The organism is Natronobacterium haloterrestre, assembly GCF_900112205.1.
Classification (GTDB): domain Archaea; phylum Halobacteriota; class Halobacteria; order Halobacteriales; family Natrialbaceae; genus Natronobacterium; species Natronobacterium haloterrestre.
In genome coordinates, this window is sequence record NZ_FOKW01000003.1 from 206712 (window position 1) to 226958 (window position 20247).

The following is a 20247-nucleotide window of genomic DNA, read 5'->3' on the forward strand; positions in this document are numbered from 1 at the left end:
TGCTTACTACGTAGTCGGAAAAGAACAACCTTTACAGGTTCGTGTGTTCCGCTAGCCACCATGTCCGAGACCGTGCTCCTGATCGGTGGCGGTGGCCGCGAACACGCCATCGCCCGTGCACTCGAGGAAAGCGACGCCGACCTCTACGCCTGTGCGGGTAACCGAAACCCCGGTATCGCCCGCATCGCGGAGGGATTCGAAACGCTCGCGACGACCAACCCACAGGCGGTCGTCGACTACGCCACGACGGTCGACGCGGGGATCGCCGTCATCGGACCGGAATCGCCACTCGAGGCCGGCGTCGCGGACGCACTCGAGGAGGCCGGGGTCTACGCGTTCGGCCCGAAGGAAGCCGACGCCCGAATCGAGACGGACAAGGCCTTCCAGCGGCGGTTCATGCGGGAGAACGACGTACCGGGCTGTCCGGACTTCGAGACGTTCGACGACATGGAGGCCGCCTGCGACTACATCGACGAGTACGACGGCGACCTCGCGATCAAGCCCGCCGGTCTCACGGGTGGCAAGGGCGTGAAGGTCATCGGCGATCAGGTCACCGCCGAGGAGGGCAAGGCATACATCCGCGAGTCGGAGTACGACCGGATCGTCCTCGAGGAACGGCTGATCGGCGAGGAGTTTACGATCCAGGCGTTCGTCGCCAACGACACGCTCGAGACCGCGCCTGCTGTCCAGGACCACAAGCGCGCCTACGAGGGCGACGAGGGACCCAACACCGGCGGCATGGGGAGCTACTCGGACGCGACGACCCACCTGCCGTTCATGACCGAAGACGACTACGACGAGGCCGTCTCGATCATCGAGGCCGCCGTCGACGCCCTCGAGGACTACCGCGGGATCCTCTATGGCCAGTTCATGCTCACGAGCGAGGGCCCGAAAGTCGTCGAGTTCAACGCCCGCTTCGGCGACCCCGAGGCGATGAACACCCTCCCGGTGCTCGAGACTGACTTCCTCGACGTGCTCACCGCGGCCCGGGACGGCGATCCGGTGCCCGAACTCGAGTTCGCCGAGCAGGCCACGGTCTGCAAGTACGCCGTCCCGGAGGGGTACCCGACGGATCCCGAAGCCGGTGCGAAGGTGAAAGTTGACGAGGAGAGCGTGGCGCGAGCGGTCCGCGCCACGAAAGACTCGAGCGGCGACGAGCCGCGAGAGAGCGCCGGCGACGCCCTGCTGTACTACGCCAGCGTCGACGAACGCGACGACGGCATCTACACGACCACCTCGCGCTCGTTCGCCGTCGTCGGCGTCGCCGACTCGATCACCGACGCCGAGGAGATCGCCGAAGACGCGCTCGCCGTCGCCGGCGACGAGGGACTACACGTCCGTCACGACATCGGCAAGCCCGACCTCGTTCAGCGGCGGATCGACCACGTGAACGACCTTCGCGGAGAATAGCAAGCTACGGCGACGTGTCGCCCTCGTCGTCCGTGAACTCGCTCGTCTCCTCCGAAACCGACGACTGGACGTCCTCGAGGTCGATCCCCTCCCGCAACCGGTCCGCGTCGATCGCGTTCTCGAGGGTCTCGACGTCCGCTACCGATCCGAGGCCACCCTCGTCGACCGCGTTCTCGATCGATTGGGCGTCGATCGCTTCGGTGAGCGTGTCTTCGTCCTGGTTCGTCGCCGAGCGCAGCGCCCGCCGCACGGCGACGAAGCCGGCGAGGGCAACGCCGCCCGAGACGACCGCGCCGGGCACGCCGTACCGCTTGTAGCCGAACTGTACCGCTTTCTTGCCAACTGTGTAGGCCCCGATCATCGTATCGTGGCTCGAGTTAGCCGAGGAGCGAAAAGAGAAGTCGGCCTTCGTACGCCGACGCGTCGATGGGGACGTGGAGCTTCGTACACCGACGCGTCGATGGGGACGTGGACTCGAGGCCCGCGGCCCTACCGATCCGCTGTGAGTCGGGCGATCGACCGCTCGATCTCCTCGGTTCGTTCGGCCTGTTCGTTGATCGCGTCGGCGACCTCGTCCGTCTCCGCCGCGACCTCCCGGGCGTCGTCGGCGATCCGATCGATCATGCTCGCGACCTCCTCCGTGCTCGCGGCCTGGTCGTCGGTCGCGGCCGCCACCTCCTCGATCCCGGTCGAGGTCTCCCCGACGGCGTCGGTGATCCGCTCGAGGCCGTCGACGGTCCGCCGGACTTCCTCGACCGCCCTGGAGACGCGTTCCTCGGCGACGTCGATGCTCTCGGTGGTTTCCTCCGTGTCCTCCTGAATGCGGTCGATCGTGTTCGTGATCATCTCGGCCTGCTCCTGGGACTCCTCGGCCAGCGACTTCACCTCGTTCGCGACGACGGCGAACCCGTCTCCCGAACTCCCCGCGTTGGCCGCCTCGATCGACGCGTTGAGCGCGAGCAGGTTCGTCTGGTCGGCGATGTCGTCGATGACCGAAACCAGGTCGTCGATCTCGTCGACGCTCTCGCGAAGCCGTTCGATGTCGGCCGAAACCTCCGCGGCGGCATCCTCGACGGCCTCGATCTGTTCGATCGCGTCCTGGGCGGCGTCGGAGGCCGTCTCCGAGATCTCCTCGGCCTCCTCGCTGGTCGCGTTGACCTCCTCGGCGCTCGCCGCGATCTCCTCGACGGTCGCCGAGAGATCAGACACTTCCTTCGACACCTCTTCCACCGACTCGACCTGTTCGTCAGTGATCTCCGCGATCTCGGCGGCGCTTTCCTCGACGACGCCCGCCTCCGACTCGAGGCGTTCGACCGACTCCTCGACGTCCGCCGCGACCTGTTGCTGGCGCTCGATCTCCTCCTCGATCTCGCTGTAGGACCGAATGTAGGTGTCGATGGCGACCTGCTGGTCGAGCAGCATGAGCTTCAGGGCCGAGAGGGTACGATTCCGGATCTCGTCGGTGACCGCCTCGAGTTCGGTTTCGAACGTGTCGCGGTCGATCGAGTCGGTGGCGGGTTCGTCGTCCGGGGTCTCGTCGGAGTCGAAGGCGGAGGCGGAAGGGGAGTCGGAAGGGGAGTCGGAAGCGGAGGCGGCGACATCGTCACCCCCGAACCGTCGCTCGAGTGCTTCGTCGACCGCCTCGGACACGATTCCGTCGAGGATCTGCTCGTAATACAGCGAGTACGACCCCAGATAGACCTTCGGCTCGAGGTCGATCAGTTCGTGTACCTTGCCGATCCGGGCCCGGGTCTCGAAGTACGACCGGTCGTACGTCCCCTCCCCGAGTTCGCGAAGGTACTGCGCCTGCAGACCTTTGAGCTGGTCGATGGAACGCGAAGAGCGATCGAAGATCGCGTTCGTCTCGGGGTTCGACTGCAGGTGGTCGTAGAACGCGTCGACCGTTTCGTCCTCGATCGCCGCGAAGAGCGGTTTCATCTCCGCGAGTCGCGCCGCGTCCTCCTCGTCGAACTGGGTGATCCGCTTCCTGGCAGCGATCTCCCGCTCGTCGACACCGAGGTCCTCGAGCAGTTCGCTGCCGTCGACGTTGCGTCGCTGTTCCTCCGTCAGGGTCGTCGTGTTCGCGCGTGCCATGAGTTGAACTGAATCTAGAGATCGACCCGTCCTCCGCCGGTCGTCGACGGATCCGGGTCGGTCGGAACTCGGGCGGCTTGCGAGCCGTTGCCCCGGCTCCGATCCGGCCTTGGCGACGACTCACCCCCGTCGACTGGATCACGTCCGTGTTCGTCGATGGGGAAGTCCCCGCACCTGAGTTCATATACTCCCGTGATACGACGGGGCCTAATCACTTTGCTGGCCGACTCGAGTGATTAAATCATCGACAACTCGTCATCGATTTTCGAACGGACGAAGCGGTGTCGAGTCGGCCAGTGCACGCGGACGGAGAAAACGGGAAAGAACAGTCCTCGATCGTCGTCGGTAGACGATCGCCGGGCGGTCGGTATCGTTACTGCGAGTCGGCGGCGTCGTCGATCGCCTCGAGCAGCAGGTCGAGCGCGAGATCGATCTCGCGTTCGGTGACGTCGAGCGGCGGCAGCAGTCGCAGCGTCTTGTGACCACAGCCAAGCAGCAGGAGGCCACGCTCGAAGGCGGCCTCGACGACGGCTTCGCGCCGATCCTTGGTGTCGAACTCGACGGCCTGCATCAGTCCGCGGCCCCGGGCGTCGACCAGTTCCGGACGGTCCTCGACGGCGTCGTCGAGGCGACGACGGAGCTGTTCGCCCCGGGTCCGGGCGTTCTCGAGCAGGTTCTGCTCGTGGATGATGTCCATCGTGAGCGCGCCCTGCATCGAGCCGATGACGTCCCCTGCACCCCAGGTCGAGGAGAGTCGGCCCTCTTCTTCGGGGAACACGTCGGAGCGGGAGATGGTCGCGCCGACGCGCAGTCCCTTCGCCGCCGTGATGGCGTCCGGGGTGAGATCGAGGTGGTCGACGCCCCACATCTTTCCGGTACGGCCGAGGCCGGCCTGGATCTCGTCGGCGATCACGTGCAGGCCGTACTCGTGGCGCAGTTCCTCGAGGTCACGCGCGAACTCGGGGTGGGCGGGCCGGTAGCCGCCCTCGCCCTGGATCGGCTCGAGGATGAGGTAGGCGACCTCGTCGGGGTCGATGACGCCCTGTTCGGGGTGGAGCTTGTCCGCGACGACGTTTCCGCCGGGGCCGTCGGTCTGCCAGTTCGACTCGTACTCCGCCTGCGTGGAGGGATAGGGGACGCTGACGATGCCCGGCACTTCGGGGAAGCCCTTCCGGTGGACCGTTTTCGAGCGGTTCAGCGAGAGCGCACCGAGGGTGCGGCCGTGGAACGCGCCGTCGGTCGTGAACCCGCGGTGGCCGCCGGAGGCGTAACAGATCTTGATCGCGTTCTCGACGGCTTCGGCACCGGAGTTCGAGAGGAACACCCGGTCCATGTCGTAGTGGTCGGTCGCGTCCACCAGCCGTTCCATCAGCTGGCTCGGGCCGGGGAGGTCGGGATCGGACGGGGACCCGCCCGCGCTCACGTAGAAGTCCTGGCCGGCGATCTTGAGCGGATCGACCAGATCGAACTCCTCGAGTTTCCGCTGGAGGGTCGGGTTGTTGTATCCGAGCGGGGAGGCGGCGACGTGACTCGTGAAATCGAGCAGGACGTTGCCGTCGACGTCGGTACAGAACGGTCCGGTCGCCTCGGCGCTCGCGTCCCAGACGAACTCGTAGACGTACGTACTCGGGGCGGCGAACTCGTGGTGGTAGTTGGCCCACTGTTTCGCTCGTTCGCCTGGCATCTCCTCGACGCTCGGCTCGGCAGTCTCTCTGTCCATATGTGAATATCTACCTTTAGGGGATTAAAATAATTCGAAAGACGCCCCGCCTAGATAACTAAAAGGACCGACGCTACGGCACCACCGAGTAACAATATCGTACTGTACACCGCCACCTGGTTCCGGAACGCGTGATTCGCCGACGTCGCTGCCAGCATCGCTTTGACGACGATGCTCGAGACCGTCGCCAGAAGGATGCCGATGGTGGCTTCGGCCGGCCCCAGTTGGCCGCCGCGGTAGAGGACCACCGCCGACGTGGTTGCCCCCGCACTCGAGACGAAGCCGCTGGCGACGGCGGTCGCGTAGAAGCCGAGGGTGCCGAACCAGTCCTCGGCGAGCGACCCGAACACCAGCACGACCAGGAAGACCGCGCCGAACGCCAGGGCGTTTTTCATCGAGAACGGGCTCTCGAGTTCCATCGGCCCGGATTCGCCCCAGTCGGCGGTCATGCCGGCGACCGCGAACGCGATCAGGATGACCGCCCCGAGCGGGATGGCAGCCTCGACGAGGAGGCCGGTATCGCTCCCGACGGTGAACCCGACCGCGATCGCCAGGTTCCGCGCTGCCATCGCCGCGTTCGCGAGCAATATCGCGGCGACCGCGTACGACGAAGCCTCGGGCCGCTGGTTGACGTGATCGAGCATCGTCCCGACGACTGCCGTGGACGATGCGAGCCCGCCGAAAAAGCCAGTAATGGCGATCCCCCGACCGCCGTAGGTCGAGACGATCGCGTAGTTGACGATGCCGATCCCCGCGACCGCGACGACCATTAGCCAGATCACCTGGGGCTCGAGATCGATCGTGACCGTCCCGATATCGAGTGGGTACTCGGCCGGCAACAGCGGGTAGATGACGAACGCGAGGATAGCGAACTCCGTCGTCGCGCGCATCTCTTCCCGGGAAAGCCCGCCCGCGAACTCGTGGAGTTCGCGCTTGAGTACCAAAAGCAGCGACGAGAGCACCGCCACCGTCACGCCCTCGATGATGAATTCGGCCGCGACGAGGGCCCCCACGCCGTAGGCGACCAGCATCGATACGGACGTCGTCAGCGAGAGGCTGGTCCCCGGTTCGCCGACGAGGCCCTTGACGGCGAGTAATACGCCCTGGACGATCACGAGCAACCCACCGAGTATCAGCAGGTTCCCGCCGACGAGCGGCTCCTCGAGGACGAGAATCGTAAAGACGGCCCCCAGCAGGCTGATTAGCGAGAACGTCCGGATTCCGGCCGACTTCTGGGACCACTCCCGCTCGAGGCCCAGGAACATCCCGAGCGCGCCGGCCAGCGCGATCCGAACGACCGTCTCATCGAGGGGCGCGTCGGCGAGTTGCAGCGCGACCTCGTTCACCCGCGATCATTCATCGTGACCGTACATAAGCGGCCTGCCGAAGTGACGTCGTGGAGAATGGGCTCGGACGAATTCGAGTGGAAAGGGAACGGAAGGCGGCGACAGGGCCAATACGAAATCGGATAGGTCGAGACGTCAGGTCGAGACGATCCGGGATGCATCGCTGTGCGGAGGAACCGCCGATTCGGCCCAGCAGCCCCGGCAGTCGGCCGCGGCTCACGGTTCGATCGGTACCTACAGGTCGACGTACTGGGCTTCCCACTCGCGGCGCGCCTCGAGTTCCCGCTGTCCCCGGCGAGTGAGTGTGTAGAAGTTGGTGCGCCGGTCGCGTCGTCCTTTCTCGACGAGCCCCTTGTCGACGAGGGTATCGAGGTTCGGGTAGAGCCGCCCGTGGTGGATCTCTTTCTCGTAGTACTCCTCGAGTTCCTCCTTGATCGCGAGTCCGTGAGGTTCCTCCTCCCCAGCGATCACGTAGAGGAGGTCACGCTGGAATCCTGTCAGGTCGTACATTGGGAAAGTACCACTCGTACTTACTGTCGAATTTTAATAAGGCTATCGGGATCGATCCACCGGAGGCGTCAAATCACCAACGATGAGGGCCATATCGAGGATATCTGAATGATAATTACCGTGATCGATTCGCCCTCGATCCACACATAACGGCGAGGTCATGTTTAGGGTACGTGACGTACGTTTCCGTATTCTTATACTGGATCGGGTGAAGAGATGCCGGCTCGTCGTTCGAATCACTACGGAACGCGCAGCCGTGACTGATCGGTCAGTGACACAGTAAACAGGAAAGCAGATCGCGTGACGTGAAAAGAGTCACGCGATCGCTTGCCGCCCTGAATTGGTCCCCGCTGACGCTTCGGCCCTCCAAGCGAAGCGTCAACTGAAAGATTCCCCTGGTTGTAGTTAAATGTATCGAAATCGCTCCACACTCTGATACGTCATGGACCTGTGACAGTTCTAGATGTGTTCCTCTTCGAGCACCCACCCGATCGCGCGCTTGTAGTAGGTGAACATCTCCTCGACGCCGTCGTGGCGCATCTCGTCGCTCTCGAGGTGTTCCTTGAGAAACTCGTACTGCTCGCGGATTTCTTCTTCGTCGCGCATACTCGTGAGTAACGGCCGAGCATCAAAAAAGTGGACGGGCAGTCGGGCGGAGCGGTGCGTACCGGATATCGACTGCGCGGAAAGGGGAAATCGAATCCGCTGCCGGGAACGGAACCGGAAACCGAGCGCCGATTAGCTGTCGCTTTCGTTGCCGTCTTCCGAATCCTCCGACTCCTCGCCGTCCATCCCGCCGTCTTCGCCGAGCGTCAGCGTAACCTCCTCGTCGGCGCCCTCGATCGTGACTTCGTCTTCGGCTTCGTCGCCTTCGTGTTCGGCGGTGACGAGGTAATCGCCGTCCTCGAGTTCTTCGAACTCGACCTCGCCGTTTTCGTCGGTTTCGTCCTCGTCCATCGGTTCCTCGTCTTCCTCTTCATCCATCCCGTCTTCTTCGTCGGTGGTGTCTTCCTCGTCTTCGGTATCGGTGTCGGTTTCGTTATCCTCAGTGTCCTCGTCCGTTTCGTCTTCCTCGGCCGTCTCCTCGTCGTCCATGCCCATCCCGTCTTCCTCGAGCTGGACCGTCGCGCCCTCGACGGGTTCTGCCTCGTCGTCTTCGACGGTAACGGTCAGGGTGTACGTCTCGCTCTCGCCGTCTTCTTCTTCCTCGTCTTCCTCGTCTTCACCCATTCCGTCCTCTTCTTCTTCTTCTTCTTCGGTACCCGTGTCACCGTCACCGGCAGGTTCCTCTTCGTCGTCACCGGCTGGCTCCTCTCCATCACCGCCTTCGTCCGCACAACCGGCCAAAACGAGCGCACTCGCTGTACCTGCTGCGGCGACGAACTTGCGACGGTTCAGTCTTTGATGGGACATATCCCTGGATAGGACGTTTCTCTTGGTTTCAGTGTGGCCTGCAACTGCCGTACGTTAATCACCCGTTGAACGGAGTACAGCCTCTCGTGACCGTCATCGCCGATGAATCGTTCGTTCGCGGGGGTTTGCGCCGATATTCTCCTCTCGAGTCGGGGGCGAGGGGTGAACGGGCTCCCTCATCTCCCTTCGGCGACTCCGTGGCCTCTTTCCCGCTGGTTCCCCTAGTACTGCACATGAAGATCCGGGGCGAGCGCGAGTGCAAGGAGTGTGGGACCCGCTGGTCCTATTACGAGACCGGGAGCATCGACTGTCCTGGGTGTGGCAGCCTCCACAGCGTCGGTGTCGACGAACGGACCGAACACACGGACCTGCAGGTAGCCTTCGACCTGACGCCGGTCCGCAACGACGTCGACGACGCGTCGACCAGTGAACTCGCGGAGCGGGCACGCGAGCGCTGCCGCGAGTACGTCCGCCGTCGCGGCTTCGTCAACGCAGGCAACCTCCAGACCCTCGACGATACCTATCTGGCGGCGATGGAACTGCTCCACGTCGCCGACGTGGTCGCCCGCGTGATCGACCCGGAGCGCGACGACCGCGAGGAACTCTACTTCCTCTCACTGCTCCGGGACGCCGACACCGGCGAACGACCGCCCGCGACGGACGTCCCCGTATCGTTAGCGTCCGCCCGCGGACTCGCGTACGCCAACGCCGTCCGGGAATACCGCCGTGACCTTCGCACCTGGATCGAAGAACGCGACCGGGAACTGACGACCGCGGAACGGGCCGCACTCGAGACGCTCGGCGAACACGTCAAACGCCTGCGGATGCTCGACGGCGACGTCGACCCCGAGATCGCGGAACGACTCGTCGAAGCGACCCGCAATCTAGCAAACGGTCTGCGGGGCGACGAAATCGCGTTCACGCGGGCCCAGGAGGGCCTCGAGAACCTCGAGTTCGACGGCGGGGAGGCCGGCGGCCGGTTCGGCGGGGATTGAAGCGGCTGTCGGCAGTTTCGACCGGTCACGAGTCGGTCCTGCAGGACGGTAGGGGAATTGACACTCCGGTCGCAGATCTTGCCGCTCTTATACCATCGGTCGAGAAAGTCCGAACGAACGGACCGCCCTCCATCGGTCGACTGCGACGACCCGGAGATTCGTTTCGTCGCGGACCGGCCGAAGCGAGCCATCGCTCGCGGGCGTCCACCACAGGACCATGGCACACGGATCACCGGAAGAGCACCAGCAGGCGAGCGACAGTCGCACAGTTCGCGAACGATCGTCGGAAGAGGGACCATCCCCGTACGTGCCCGCAGGGAAGCGCGTCGCCGAGTTAACGATCAAGGCAGTCGTCATCGGTCTCGCGCTCAACGTGGTGATGTTGACCGCGAACATGTACCTCGGGATGCGCTCGGGGATGACGATCAGTGCGTCCATTCCCGCGGCAGTCATCAGCATGGGGCTGTTCTACGGCCTCCGCCGGATCGGCGTCGGCGGAACCATCCTCGAGAACAACATCGTCCAGACGATGACGTCGGCCGGCGAGGCGCTGGCAGCGGGAGTCATCTTCACGATCGCCGGCGTTACCTTCCTCGACCAGCCGATCGACGTCGTCAACACTGCCGTCGTCGCGGCGCTCGGCGGCCTGCTCGGGATCCTCTTTATGATCCCCATGCGTCGCTACCTCATTGTCAAGCGCCACGAGGAACTCCCCTACCCGGAGGGGACGGCCTGTGCGGACGTCCTCGAGGCGGGGTCCCGGGGTGACGAGGGCGTGAAACTCATCTCCTTTGGCTTTCTCGTGAGTTTCGTCTACATGTGGCTGGCCAACGGGATGGCCGCCTTCCGGACGACGCTCGAGACGGCGTTTACCGCCGGCGAAACGGAAGGGTTTGCCATCGGCGGCGATTTCACCCCCGCGCTCGTCGGCGTCGGCTACATCATCGGGCCCCGGATCGCGGGCTACGTGTTCGGCGGCGGCCTGATCGCCTGGATGATGCTGATCCCGCTGTTGATCACCGGCGGATTCGTCCCCGAATCGGCCGCCGACGCGGCGTTGATGGCACAGGCGAACGCGGTCTGGGACGCCTACATCCGCTACGTCGGCGCGGGCGCGATGATCGTCGGAGGCTTCTACGCGATCGTCTCGATGCGCGGGACGATCGTCGACGCCCTGGGAACCGCCGTAGCGGAGATCCGCGGCTCCGGATCTGGATCGGCCACGACGGGCGAGCGCAAGCGTACCCAGCGGGACCTCCCGATGAAGATCGTCGTGATCGGCGCGGTCCTGATCGCGCTCGCGCTCGTCGCGGTCCCCCAGGTACAGGTCGGCCTCCTCGGCGGCTTCATCGCCGTGATCGCCGCGTTTCTCTTCGTCGCCGTCTCGGCGTACCTCGTCGGGGTCGTCGGCAGTTCCTCCAACCCCGTCTCCGGGATGGCCGTGGCGACGATTCTGATCGCCGCGCTGGCGTTGCGCTCGGCCGGCGTCACAGACCCAGTCGTGGTGCTGATGACGGCTTCGGTCGTGGCCATCGCCGCGGCGGTCGCCGGCGACACCTCACAGGACCTCAAGACCGGCTACCTGCTCGGTGCGACCCCCCGGAAGCAGCAGATCGCACAGGTGATCGGGATCGCCCTCTCGGCGCTGTTCGCCGGCTGGGTCCTGCACTTCTTCCACCAGGCCTACGGCATCGGCAGCGACACCATCCCCGCGCCCCAGGCCGGGATGATGGCGCTGATCTCGGAGGGCGTCCTCACCGGCACAGCCCAGTGGGGGATGATCCTCATCGGCGCGGTCTTCGCGTTCGTCCTGATCCTCATGGACGTCCCCGTCCTGCCCTTTGCCGTCGGGATCTACCTCCCGATCACGCTCGCGACGCCGATCTTCCTCGGAGGCCTGCTCCGTGCGGGGATCGACCGCTACGTCGCCCGCCGCGACGACGAGGACGGTACGCTCGCCGAGCACGCGACCTCGAGAGGGCGGATCGTCGCCGCCGGGCTGATCACCGGTGAGGCGATCATGGGAATCGTCATCGGCGCGTTCTACATCGCCGGGATCGGCAACGCCGACGGCGCACCGTTCCCGCTCGGCCTCGACGCGGGGACCCAGACGATCCTCGGCGTCGTCGCCCTCGCCGCGCTGGTGGGCCTGTTCGCGGCCAGCGTGCTTCGGAACGCGCCCGACACGGCGGCCGGCAACGCGACCGATCGGTGAGAACCTTCCACGCTTTCAGTATCATGAGCACCCACGCGCCGGACGCGATCCCCAGACGAACCGCCGACGACTGGAAGGAGCGTGTCGTCGATGGCGAGCGTCGCGTCACCGTCCACTGGACGAAGGCGCCGCGCAACCGGATCGACGCGTTCCTGTTCGACCTGTTCGGGACTGATCTGGACCGCGAACTCGCGCTGGACCCGGTCGGGACGACCGTCTGGCGCCACTGCGACGGGGACCACACCGTCGCGGAAATCGCGTCGATCGTCGCCGAAACTCACGACGCCGACCGCGTCGATCCGGTCGACGAGACGCTCGCGCACTTCCTCCTGCAACTCGAGGAGCGGGGGCTGATCGGGTTCGAGGACGAGTGAGGGGGCAGGTCAGTGCAGGTCAGTGCAGGTCAGGGCAACTCGACGTCGACGCCTTCCTGCAGACTCGCGGCCTTGACCGTGTTGTAGAGCAACATCGCGCGGGTCATCGGCCCGACGCCGCCGGGGACGGGGGTGATGGCGCTTGCCTTCTCGGCCGCGCTCTCGAACTCGACGTCGCCGACCAGTTCGTACCCTTTCTCGTTGTCTGCGTCCACTCGGTTGACGCCCACGTCGATCACGACCGCGCCCTCGCCGATCATCGAGCCGTCGACGAGTTCTGGCGCGCCCGCGGCCGCGACGACCACGTCCGCGCTCCGGGTCTTCTCGGCGAGGTCCTCGGTCCGCGAGTGACAGACCGTCACCGTCGCGTTCCCGTCGTCGGCCTTCTGGATCAACAAATTCGCCAGCGGCTTGCCGACGATGTCCGAGCGGCCGACGATCGTCACGTCCGCGCCCTCGGTCTCGACGCCGGCGGCCTCGAGCAACTTCTGAACGCCGTGGGGGGTACAGGGTCGGAAGCGGGCGTCGCCGGCGACGAGGCGGCCGACGTTCTCGGGGTGGAAGCCGTCGACGTCCTTCGCGGGGTCGACCCGTCGGATGACCTCGCGGTAGTCGACGTGGTCCGGGACCGGGGCCTGGACGATGTAGCCGTGGACGTCGTCGTCCTCGTTGAGCGTGGCGATCTCGTCGTACAGCTCTTCGGCTGGCGCGTCGCCGTCGACGTCGACGTGGTAGCTCTCGATTCCGACCTCCTCGCAGTCCCGCTGTTTCATGTTTACGTAGGTCTCACTGGCGGGGTCGTCTCCCATCAGGACCGTCGCCAGCCCCGGCCGCGCGCCGGCGTCCGCGAGGGTCTCGATCGCGTCGGTCAGATCGTCGCGGATCTCGCTCGCGACGGCGTTGCCGTCGATGATCTCGGCGTCGATGTCCGTCATACCCGAGACGGCGGCCGCGAGGGTAATCAACCCTCGGGTTCGTGCTCAATACCTGGTGACGAATCGTATCTAATACCCACGTATGTGTACAACCGGACGGCTGCGGAGGGGGGTTCGCTACATCCTCGCCTACACTGTACTCCATCCCACCCAATCGTGCCGCCCACCGTCGTTACGCTCCCGTCACGTCTCGGTGACCTCCCACTCCGCCGTATCGCGTTCGTTCGTCACCACGACGTCGTACTCCCCTTCGAGGTCGTCGTACCCGCCGTCCGCGGCCTCGAGCAGCCGATCGGCCTGTCGTTCGTGGGCCTCCCGTGCCGCCGCGAGCGCGTCCGGATCGACGTCGACGTCGGCCGCCTCGAGTTCGGGGGCCAGCCGCTCCACCCAGGCGTCGTCCTCGAGCAAACAGATCGCGCGGTCGTCGACCGTCACCGGATCCGCACCTGCGACGTGGTTCCCTGCGCCGACGAGGTCGTGAGTCCGGATGGCCTCTAGAACGCCGACCACGTCGGACTCGGGGACGTCGTTCGGCGCGTCCGCGAGCACGCCGTCGAGCACGACGGGATCGATCGGCGCGTCCATCGTCTCGGGTCGGGGCGTCGGATCGGCGTCGCGTTCGTGGTCGATCGTCCCCTCGGCGACGGGGTCGCTCTCCCCGGACGCCTCGGGCAGCGGCTCCTCGCGGTAGGGCTCGCCGTCGCCGAACCGGACGGGAACGAACCCGATCGTCTCCCCTGCGGTGATCGGGTCGAACAGCAGCGGCCGGTCGGGATCGTACGCCTCGAGGTCGAGCCCGAGTCCTTCGGGCGGAGCCGCCCGCACGATCGGATCGGGGACGGGAACGACGAGCGCGTCGTCGTCGTCCTCGAGGACCCGTCGCGGGTACGGCGCGTCGCCCGTCTCCGCGTCCGCGATGGCGCTGCAGACGAGCATGGGCAGGTCCCCGTGCTCGTCGACGCCCCAGTCGACGTCGTCGCCGGCCGACGCGTCCATGAAGTCGGCGACCGGTCCGAGCTCGAGAGCCAGTTCCGAGGCCGCCGTCTCGTCGGTCTCACGGAGCGCGAGCAGCCGATCGTCGTCGAGGATCGTTCCGGTCGGTCGGGTGGACATACCGCCGGTAGGAGCACCCGGAGGAAAAGCCGCGTGCCGGCAATTGGCAGGGCCGGCGACTCGGATACGGGTGACTCGAGGGAGGATCGGGTCTCGAGCCACGGTAACAGCCGTCGATTCCTCCGTACATCCACGTCAGTCGGTACCGCATTTCATGATGTATTTATTACAATTGACTGTATGTCACACAGTATGACGGATACAGATCCGTTCGGTCGCGCGATCCGCGACCACTTCCTCGGCGAACGCTCCGAGCCACTGATCGACCGCGACGGCGACGACACGCGCGAGCACGGGATCGAGGAGTGGTACTTCGGCGATCACGAGGAGGGGGCCTGGCGGGACGAGTGGCTGAACGGTCCGCTGCTCGATATGGGCGCCGGCGCTGGACGGGACGCACTGTACTATCAGAAGCGATTCGAGACCGTCGCCATCGAGGTAAGCGAGCACCTCGTGGAGACGATGCGGGACCGTGGCGTCGAGGACGCCCGCTGTGCCGACATGTTCGCGCTCCCCGAGCATTTCCCGCGCGATCGGTTCCGGTCGGCCCACGCGATCGGGACGCAGATCGGTTTGGCCGGCTCGATGGCGGGCGTTCGGGAGTTCCTCGCGGACCTCGCGTACGTGACGACCCCGGAGGCCACCGCCGTCCTCGACAACTACGCGCCGGAACTCGAGGCGACGAGCGACGTCTTCGCCTACCGGGAGGACCCCGCCCCGGGCCTCGCGTACCGGGTCTACCACGAGGAGTACGAGGAGGAGGTCGGCTCGACGCTCGTCTTTCGGGTCTTCAGCGTCGACCGGCTACGGGAAGCGACGGTCGGGACGCCGTGGGAAGTCGCCGCAACCGACTACGGGGACGTGCAGTGGCGTGCGGTCCTCGAGAAACACGGAGAATAACGGCGAGCGTCGACGCCTACTCGTAGAGCGGGTTCTCCTCGCAGAGCCGGTCGACCTCCTCGCGGACCTCGGCGAGAACGGCCTCGTCCTCGGGGGCGTCGATCACGCGAGTGATCAGGTCGCCGACCTCGCGACAGTCCGCCTCGTCGAAGCCGCGCGTGGTCAGCGCAGGCGTGCCCGCGCGGATGCCCGAGGGGTCGAACGCCGACCGGGTCTCGCCGGGGACGGTGTTTGCGTTGAGGACGATTCCGGCCTCCTCGAGCGCTTCCTCGGCGTCGCCGCCGGAGGTGTCGGGATGGCTCTCGCGCAGATCCACGAGCACGAGGTGGTTGTCGGTGCCGTCCGAGACCAGCGAGAACCCGTTCTCGGACAGCGACTCGCCAAGCGCCTTCGCGTTGGCGACGACCTGGTGCGCGTACTCCTCGAACTCCGGCTCGAGCGCTTCCTTGAAGCCAACGGCCTTGCCGGCGACGTTGTGCATGAGCGGGCCGCCCTGGCCGCCGGGGAAGACGGCGGAGTCGACGTCGTCCGCGTACTCCTCGTCGCACATCACGATGCCACCCCGGCCCGCGCGGATGGTCTTGTGAGTCGAGCCAGTGACGAAGTCCGCAATGCCGACCGGCGAGTCGTGAACGCCGGCGGCGACCAGGCCCGTGATGTGGGCGATGTCCGCGAGGTGGTAGGCGTCGACGTCGTCGGCGGCCGCCTGGATGCGCTCCCAGTCGATCTCGCGCGGGTACGCGGAGTAGCCCGAGACGACGATGTCCGGATCGAACTCCTCGGCCAGGTCGGAAAGCCCCTCGTAGTCGATGTAGCCCGTCTCGGGGTCGACCTCGTACTGCTCGACCTCGTAGAGCTGTCCGGTGAAGTTGGCGGGGTGGCCGTGGCTGAGGTGGCCCCCGTGGGTCAGGTCCAGCGAGAGGATCCTGTCCCCGGGCTCGAGCATCGCGAAGTAGACTGCCTGGTTGGCCTGGGTCCCCGAGTGGGGCTGGACGTTGACGTGCTCGGCGCCGAACAGTTCGGTCGCCCGTTCGATCGCGAGTTCCTCGACCTCGTCGGCGTACTCGCAGCCGCCGTAGTACCGCGAGCCGGGATACCCCTCCGCGTACTTGTTCGTCAGGGCACTCCCCTGGGCGTCGAGAACCGCGGGGCTGACGTGGTTCTCGCTCGCGATCATCTGCAACGTCGACCGCTGACGGTCTACCTCGTTCTCGAGCGCATCGGCAACGGCGGGATCGACCTCCCGGACGTGCTCGTGGTCCATGTGCGATAGGGTGACTGGCAATCGTATAAGTGTACCTTTCCCGTGCGCTCCCGTCCGTCTCCGGCGTCTGCCGCGAACGTAACGGCTCGCCGTCGCCGCCCGAATCCCCTGAACCAGTAGATATAATTATCAGTATCGGTTCATCCAGTACAACTAACTAATCGCGGCAACATTCCGCTGCTCGAATGATAGAGTGGGAACTGGACGACCGGGCGCTCCGCGTGACCGACGCGGATAACGCCGAGTTGTCCGTTCAGGCCGAGGATCTCACCGTCGACGGCGACGGCCCCGGCCTCCCGCGGCCGGTCGACGATACGATCGTCGCGCGCACCTCTCGTCTCTCCTTTCCCCACGCCGTCGTCTACGCGTTCTCGCTCGGATCCGACGGGATGGGCGTCGACACTGCCAGCAGGAGCAGTTCCGAATCGGCCGCCGGCGAACGCCGCTACGAACTCGATCCCGGCGGAGACCCGCTTCGGTTACCACCAGGCGAGTACGTCGTCGACGTCGACACGGAGATCAAGACCTATCTCCGGTTCTCCGGCCGGGCCACCATCGAGAAGACTCCTGACTTCGAATCGGTCGTCGTCTCCTTTCCCCGCAGCACCCGCGTCGTCCTCGGGTTCCGGAGCCGTCACGAACGCCCCGCCGGAACGATCACCGTCCCCGACGACCCGACGCAGGTCGCGGACGCTGTCTCCCACCTCGCCGCCTCCCACAAGACCACCGGCCCCGAACGCTCCTACCCGACCCTTCGGGGCCACCCACCGTTGCTCGAGGCCGGCGACGAACTCGCGGTTCCGGACTGCATCGCCGCCGATACACCCGAAACCGGGATCGAACTCGTCGTGCCGCCGATCTACGAGGTCCTGTACGTCACCGCACCGCTTGCCTACTACCTGCAGGCGACCGTTCGCACGGACCCAGCCCTGGGCGGCACCGGCGATGGAGTGGGCGGCACTCGTCGAGGGCAACGCCGCGCCGAGGGACCACGCCTCAGGCTCCTCGACCACGGGATCGAACGGGAGCTCTCGCCGATGCCGGCGCTCGAGCGCGACGTCGAGCGCCTGCTCCGGAAGACGTTCTTCCTCGACTGTCTGGTCCGCAACGCCGGCCCGTACGGGACGACGCTCGCGGAGAGCAGCGTTCTCCAGGCGCTCGAACTCGACGCGGACGCGCTGTACGAGGCCGACCCCCAGCGACGGCTCGCGGCCTACCTCGAGGTACCCTTCACAGCGATCGAGCATCGCCTGCCGGAGTGGCACCTCTCGACGTACGTCGCGCCGGAGTTCGGCCGCCTCGAGACGTTGCCGTTCCTGCTCGACCGAATGAGCCTGATCTACCGGCCCCGGACCTCGACGCTCGAGGGCCAGGAGTTGATCGAGCGATCGCTCGAGGACTTTTACCGCGGTCCGAAGCCACAGGGTCCGGCACAGTCGACGGAACCGACGACAGCCGACCGCGCCAGCACCGGCGAGGTCGCGTCCGTCGACGTCGTCAAACCCGAACTCCGACACGGCCGCGTTCACGGCTGGCTCGCCGAGGGGGTCCCCATCGACGTCTTCAAATCCGCGCCGGGAGCCTACCAGAACCGCCTCGACTACCTCGAGCGGGCGAGCGACGGGACCTCGATCCGGATCGTGCTCAACGACCCCGAGATGGCGGGCGAAGGGGACGCCGTCGCCGAGATCTACCGTCGCCGGTCGGACGAACTGTCGATCGACGTCGCCGTCGAGGAATCGCTCACGACCGCCGAACTGGCACGGACGTTCGAAACGAACCACGACTTCGTCCACTACATCGGCCACTGCGAAACCGACGGATTCCGGTGTCCGGACGGCACCCTCGCAGTCTCGAGCCTCGAGCGGTGTAACACAGAGACGTTCTTCCTCAACGCGTGTGGCTCCTACTACGAGGGGCGAGCCCTGATCGAGAAGGGAAGCGTCGCCGGCGCGGTGACGTTCTCGCGGGTGCTCAACGACCACGCCGTCCGGGTCGGGTCGACGTTTGCGAAACTGCTCGTCCACGGGTTCAGCATCGAGCGTGCGATGCGACTCGCGCGCCGTCGCATCATGATGGGGAAAGACTACGCGGTCGTCGGCGACGGTACCCACTCGCTCACGCAGGCGGACCACCGGCTCCCGACGACGGTGACGATCGAATCGCTCGACGGAGAGGACGAGGCCGGCGACGGGGTACAGCGGAGCGAAAACGGGGCGGCAAACCCCAACGCTCTCGAGCGAAGCGATCGGTACTTCGTTACGCTCGACTGTTACGCTACGGGCGAAACCGGCGGCTACTACCATCCACACACCGGGGTCGACGAGTACGCCTACCTCTGCGGGAACGAGGCCGCACTGATACTCTCGGGGACGGAACTTGCGACGCTGCTCAAGGAGACGGAGGCGTCGGTGATCTACGACGGCGATCTCTACTGGTCCGGGGAACTGTGGCCGCGGTTCGAGAGTGGCCAGTGAGACCACTGCCGATTCCCAGGGCTCAGCTTCGGAAGGCACTGTCCGTGCTCGTCGTCGCTTCGTCCGGGCCCGGATCGAAATCGGAATCGGAAGCGGGACGGAATGGGATCAGAAGCAGGATCAGGACCAGGATCCGCCGTCCGTCCTAGATCAGGGTCCGCCGTACGTGCTAATACCTTTCGCGTGAACCGTTTCCGACTTCGTTCGTTCGGACTGTTCGCTACCGTGTCCGTTCGCGACCCACCACGGTCGCTGTCCTCGATCACCCATGCGGTTCGGTAATCGCAGATGAAGGTTATATATTTACTGTAAGTTAGGAAATATGATATCCGCGGCGGGGATTCCCGAATCGACCCCTCGAGGAAACCGAGAGACCGGTCCGAACCGTCGCCATCGACCAGACGGGATCGGCCGAGTTCGATACCGGATCCTCACGGAGAAAATTACCGGTTGACCGCCGAGAGCAGAAGTTCTGCCGGGTCAACGGCCGACAAAATTAAGTAACTTTCTCACGTTTACTTCTGTATAGGCATGACCTCGAATTTACTCAATCACCAGATTGACGATATCCTCGAGAGTGTGCTCGAGGACGCGAGTGGGGACATTTACATGGTCAATCCCTCGTGGGAAGGAATCGAGCAGTTCGTCTCCGTGGCGACCGGGTTCGACGACTCGCTTCCGACCGTCCACATGCTCGCCGACGAACGGACACTCAAGGACGTCATGGACGACTTCATCGTCGCCTCGAACGCCGCCGACCTCATCAGCGACGACGCGCTCGCCCTGCGGACGCTCGAGGAAGCCCCCGAGAACTCGCTTTTGATCACCGAAGACCGGATCGTCGCGATCGTCCACGCCGGCGACCGCGTCGGCGGCCTCGTCACCGAGGACGAGAGTTTCGTCGAGGACACCTACGACACCTACGCGGCCCGCTGGGAGGACGCCGAGACGTTCAACCTCCGGACGCCGCCGATCACGGACGTCCAGGACACCCTCTCCGACGAGATCGGCCCCGACGCCGAGGAGGATTTCTCCGCCATTCTGGACTCCCTCGAGACCGCCCGCGGCGACGGCGACGGACTCGACGAGGTCACCATCTCGCTTCTGGTCGCGGCCAAGAACGAGGCGCTGCTGTACGACATCAGCAAGTGGGGCGAGGACGTCGGGATCGCCTCCAAGGCGACCTTCTCGCGGACGAAGACCAAACTCGAGGACATGGGCCTGATCGACACCGAGAAGGTTCCGATCGACGTCGGTCGTCCGCGTCTTCGTCTGAAGATCGGCGACGAGCGTCTGCAGGAGGCCGACAACGGCCAGCTCGCGACGGTCGCGCAGTCTATTCTCAATTAACGAACTTTTGCTCTGCGGGCGGGGCTGTGCCGCGCCCTCGGCAAAATCTCGAGGGAGTGAAACTCTCTCGGACCTCGCGGAATCGAAGATTCGCTTGGCTTCGATGATAAGCACTCCTCTCTCCGTTCGTT

General features: G+C 65.5%; 17 protein-coding genes. 7 read left to right on the forward strand and 10 right to left on the reverse strand.

Annotated elements, in window-relative coordinates:
- The first annotated feature begins 60 nt into the window (after positions 1–60).
- Complete coding sequence (gene purD, locus BM113_RS07535; RefSeq protein WP_089786749.1) at positions 61–1410, forward strand: phosphoribosylamine--glycine ligase; 1350 nt, start codon at positions 61–63, stop codon at positions 1408–1410.
- 4 nt (positions 1411–1414) lie between these two features.
- On the opposite strand, the gene BM113_RS07540 is transcribed toward purD, so the two are convergent.
- The 7 genes from BM113_RS07540 to BM113_RS07565 all read right to left on the reverse strand — a co-directional run bounded on the left by BM113_RS07540 (position 1415) and on the right by BM113_RS07565 (position 8493).
- Positions 1415–1771, reverse strand: coding sequence for a hypothetical protein (locus tag BM113_RS07540; RefSeq protein ID WP_089786751.1), 357 nt, complete (start codon positions 1769–1771; stop codon positions 1415–1417).
- A 128-nt stretch (positions 1772–1899) separates the two neighbouring features.
- The gene (locus BM113_RS07545; protein WP_089786753.1) at positions 1900–3504 is read right to left on the reverse strand and encodes a globin-coupled sensor protein; all 1605 of its coding nucleotides are present in this window, start codon (positions 3502–3504) and stop codon (positions 1900–1902) included.
- Between the two features lie 373 nt (positions 3505–3877).
- A complete protein-coding gene (locus tag BM113_RS07550) occupies positions 3878–5224 on the reverse strand; it encodes an aminotransferase class III-fold pyridoxal phosphate-dependent enzyme (RefSeq protein ID WP_089786754.1) in 1347 nt (448 codons plus the stop codon).
- 50 nt (positions 5225–5274) lie between these two features.
- Complete coding sequence (locus BM113_RS07555) at positions 5275–6570, reverse strand: MgtC/SapB family protein (protein ID WP_089786756.1); 1296 nt, start codon at positions 6568–6570, stop codon at positions 5275–5277.
- A gap of 234 nt (positions 6571–6804) precedes the next feature.
- Complete coding sequence (locus tag BM113_RS07560; protein ID WP_005576842.1) at positions 6805–7080, reverse strand: PadR family transcriptional regulator; 276 nt, start codon at positions 7078–7080, stop codon at positions 6805–6807.
- Positions 7081–7539: 459 nt separating this feature from the next.
- A complete protein-coding gene (locus BM113_RS22265; RefSeq protein ID WP_007142875.1) occupies positions 7540–7686 on the reverse strand; it encodes a hypothetical protein in 147 nt (48 codons plus the stop codon).
- 132 nt (positions 7687–7818) lie between these two features.
- Positions 7819–8493: a hypothetical protein gene (locus tag BM113_RS07565; RefSeq protein WP_089786758.1), complete on the reverse strand. Its 675-nt coding sequence runs from the start codon at positions 8491–8493 to the stop codon at positions 7819–7821.
- Positions 8494–8726: 233 nt separating this feature from the next.
- Here BM113_RS07565 and BM113_RS07570 point away from each other — a divergent pair, with 233 nt between their 5' ends.
- The 3 genes from BM113_RS07570 (at position 8727) to BM113_RS07580 (ending at position 12077) form a co-directional block, all read left to right on the forward strand.
- A complete protein-coding gene (locus tag BM113_RS07570; RefSeq protein ID WP_089786760.1) occupies positions 8727–9488 on the forward strand; it encodes a DUF7117 family protein in 762 nt (253 codons plus the stop codon).
- Positions 9489–9705: 217 nt separating this feature from the next.
- Positions 9706–11703, forward strand: coding sequence for an OPT family oligopeptide transporter (locus tag BM113_RS07575; RefSeq protein WP_089786762.1), 1998 nt, complete (start codon positions 9706–9708; stop codon positions 11701–11703).
- Positions 11704–11726: 23 nt separating this feature from the next.
- Positions 11727–12077 (forward strand): PqqD family protein, encoded by a 351-nt coding sequence (locus BM113_RS07580; RefSeq protein ID WP_089786763.1) that lies wholly within the window; start codon positions 11727–11729, stop codon positions 12075–12077.
- Between the two features lie 29 nt (positions 12078–12106).
- Here BM113_RS07580 and folD read toward each other — a convergent pair whose 3' ends face one another.
- On the reverse strand, positions 12107–13012 hold the full coding sequence (folD, locus tag BM113_RS07585) for a bifunctional methylenetetrahydrofolate dehydrogenase/methenyltetrahydrofolate cyclohydrolase FolD (protein WP_089787216.1): 906 nt from the start codon (positions 13010–13012) through the stop codon (positions 12107–12109).
- 183 nt (positions 13013–13195) lie between these two features.
- Positions 13196–14125 carry a hypothetical protein gene (locus BM113_RS07590; RefSeq protein ID WP_089786765.1) on the reverse strand — a complete coding sequence of 310 codons (930 nt, stop codon included), beginning with the start codon at positions 14123–14125 and terminating at the stop codon, positions 13196–13198.
- A 192-nt stretch (positions 14126–14317) separates the two neighbouring features.
- On the opposite strand from BM113_RS07590, the gene BM113_RS07595 reads away from it, so the two are divergent.
- Positions 14318–15025: a class I SAM-dependent methyltransferase gene (locus tag BM113_RS07595; RefSeq protein ID WP_089786766.1), complete on the forward strand. Its 708-nt coding sequence runs from the start codon at positions 14318–14320 to the stop codon at positions 15023–15025.
- A gap of 16 nt (positions 15026–15041) precedes the next feature.
- On the opposite strand, the gene glyA is transcribed toward BM113_RS07595, so the two are convergent.
- Positions 15042–16289, reverse strand: a complete 1248-nt coding sequence (gene glyA, locus BM113_RS07600) for a serine hydroxymethyltransferase (RefSeq protein WP_089786768.1) — start codon at positions 16287–16289, stop codon at positions 15042–15044.
- 185 nt (positions 16290–16474) lie between these two features.
- Between glyA and BM113_RS07605 the strand changes: the two genes are divergently transcribed.
- A complete protein-coding gene (locus BM113_RS07605) occupies positions 16475–18766 on the forward strand; it encodes a hypothetical protein (protein WP_177209127.1) in 2292 nt (763 codons plus the stop codon).
- 531 nt (positions 18767–19297) lie between these two features.
- Complete coding sequence (gene tbsP, locus BM113_RS07610; RefSeq protein WP_089786770.1) at positions 19298–20116, forward strand: transcriptional regulator TbsP; 819 nt, start codon at positions 19298–19300, stop codon at positions 20114–20116.
- Positions 20117–20247: the final 131 nt, after the last annotated feature.

Bases quoted from the DNA above. Each gene is read 5' to 3' on its own strand.
- BM113_RS07570 (WP_089786760.1), top strand. From the start codon at position 8,727: ATGAAGATCCGGGGCGAGCGCGAGTGCAAGGAGTGTGGGACCCGCTGG.
- glyA (WP_089786768.1), bottom strand. From the start codon at position 16,289: ATGGACCACGAGCACGTCCGGGAGGTCGATCCCGCCGTTGCCGATGCG.
- BM113_RS07565 (WP_089786758.1), bottom strand. From the start codon at position 8,493: ATGTCCCATCAAAGACTGAACCGTCGCAAGTTCGTCGCCGCAGCAGGT.
- BM113_RS07580 (WP_089786763.1), top strand. From the start codon at position 11,727: ATGAGCACCCACGCGCCGGACGCGATCCCCAGACGAACCGCCGACGAC.
- folD (WP_089787216.1), bottom strand. From the start codon at position 13,012: ATGACGGACATCGACGCCGAGATCATCGACGGCAACGCCGTCGCGAGC.
- BM113_RS07560 (WP_005576842.1), bottom strand. From the start codon at position 7,080: ATGTACGACCTGACAGGATTCCAGCGTGACCTCCTCTACGTGATCGCT.
- BM113_RS07545 (WP_089786753.1), bottom strand. From the start codon at position 3,504: ATGGCACGCGCGAACACGACGACCCTGACGGAGGAACAGCGACGCAAC.
- BM113_RS22265 (WP_007142875.1), bottom strand. From the start codon at position 7,686: ATGCGCGACGAAGAAGAAATCCGCGAGCAGTACGAGTTTCTCAAGGAA.
- BM113_RS07595 (WP_089786766.1), top strand. From the start codon at position 14,318: ATGACGGATACAGATCCGTTCGGTCGCGCGATCCGCGACCACTTCCTC.
- BM113_RS07605 (WP_177209127.1), top strand. From the start codon at position 16,475: ATGATAGAGTGGGAACTGGACGACCGGGCGCTCCGCGTGACCGACGCG.
- purD (WP_089786749.1), top strand. From the start codon at position 61: ATGTCCGAGACCGTGCTCCTGATCGGTGGCGGTGGCCGCGAACACGCC.
- BM113_RS07590 (WP_089786765.1), bottom strand. From the start codon at position 14,125: ATGTCCACCCGACCGACCGGAACGATCCTCGACGACGATCGGCTGCTC.
- BM113_RS07540 (WP_089786751.1), bottom strand. From the start codon at position 1,771: ATGATCGGGGCCTACACAGTTGGCAAGAAAGCGGTACAGTTCGGCTAC.
- tbsP (WP_089786770.1), top strand. From the start codon at position 19,298: ATGACCTCGAATTTACTCAATCACCAGATTGACGATATCCTCGAGAGT.
- BM113_RS07550 (WP_089786754.1), bottom strand. From the start codon at position 5,224: ATGGACAGAGAGACTGCCGAGCCGAGCGTCGAGGAGATGCCAGGCGAA.
- BM113_RS07575 (WP_089786762.1), top strand. From the start codon at position 9,706: ATGGCACACGGATCACCGGAAGAGCACCAGCAGGCGAGCGACAGTCGC.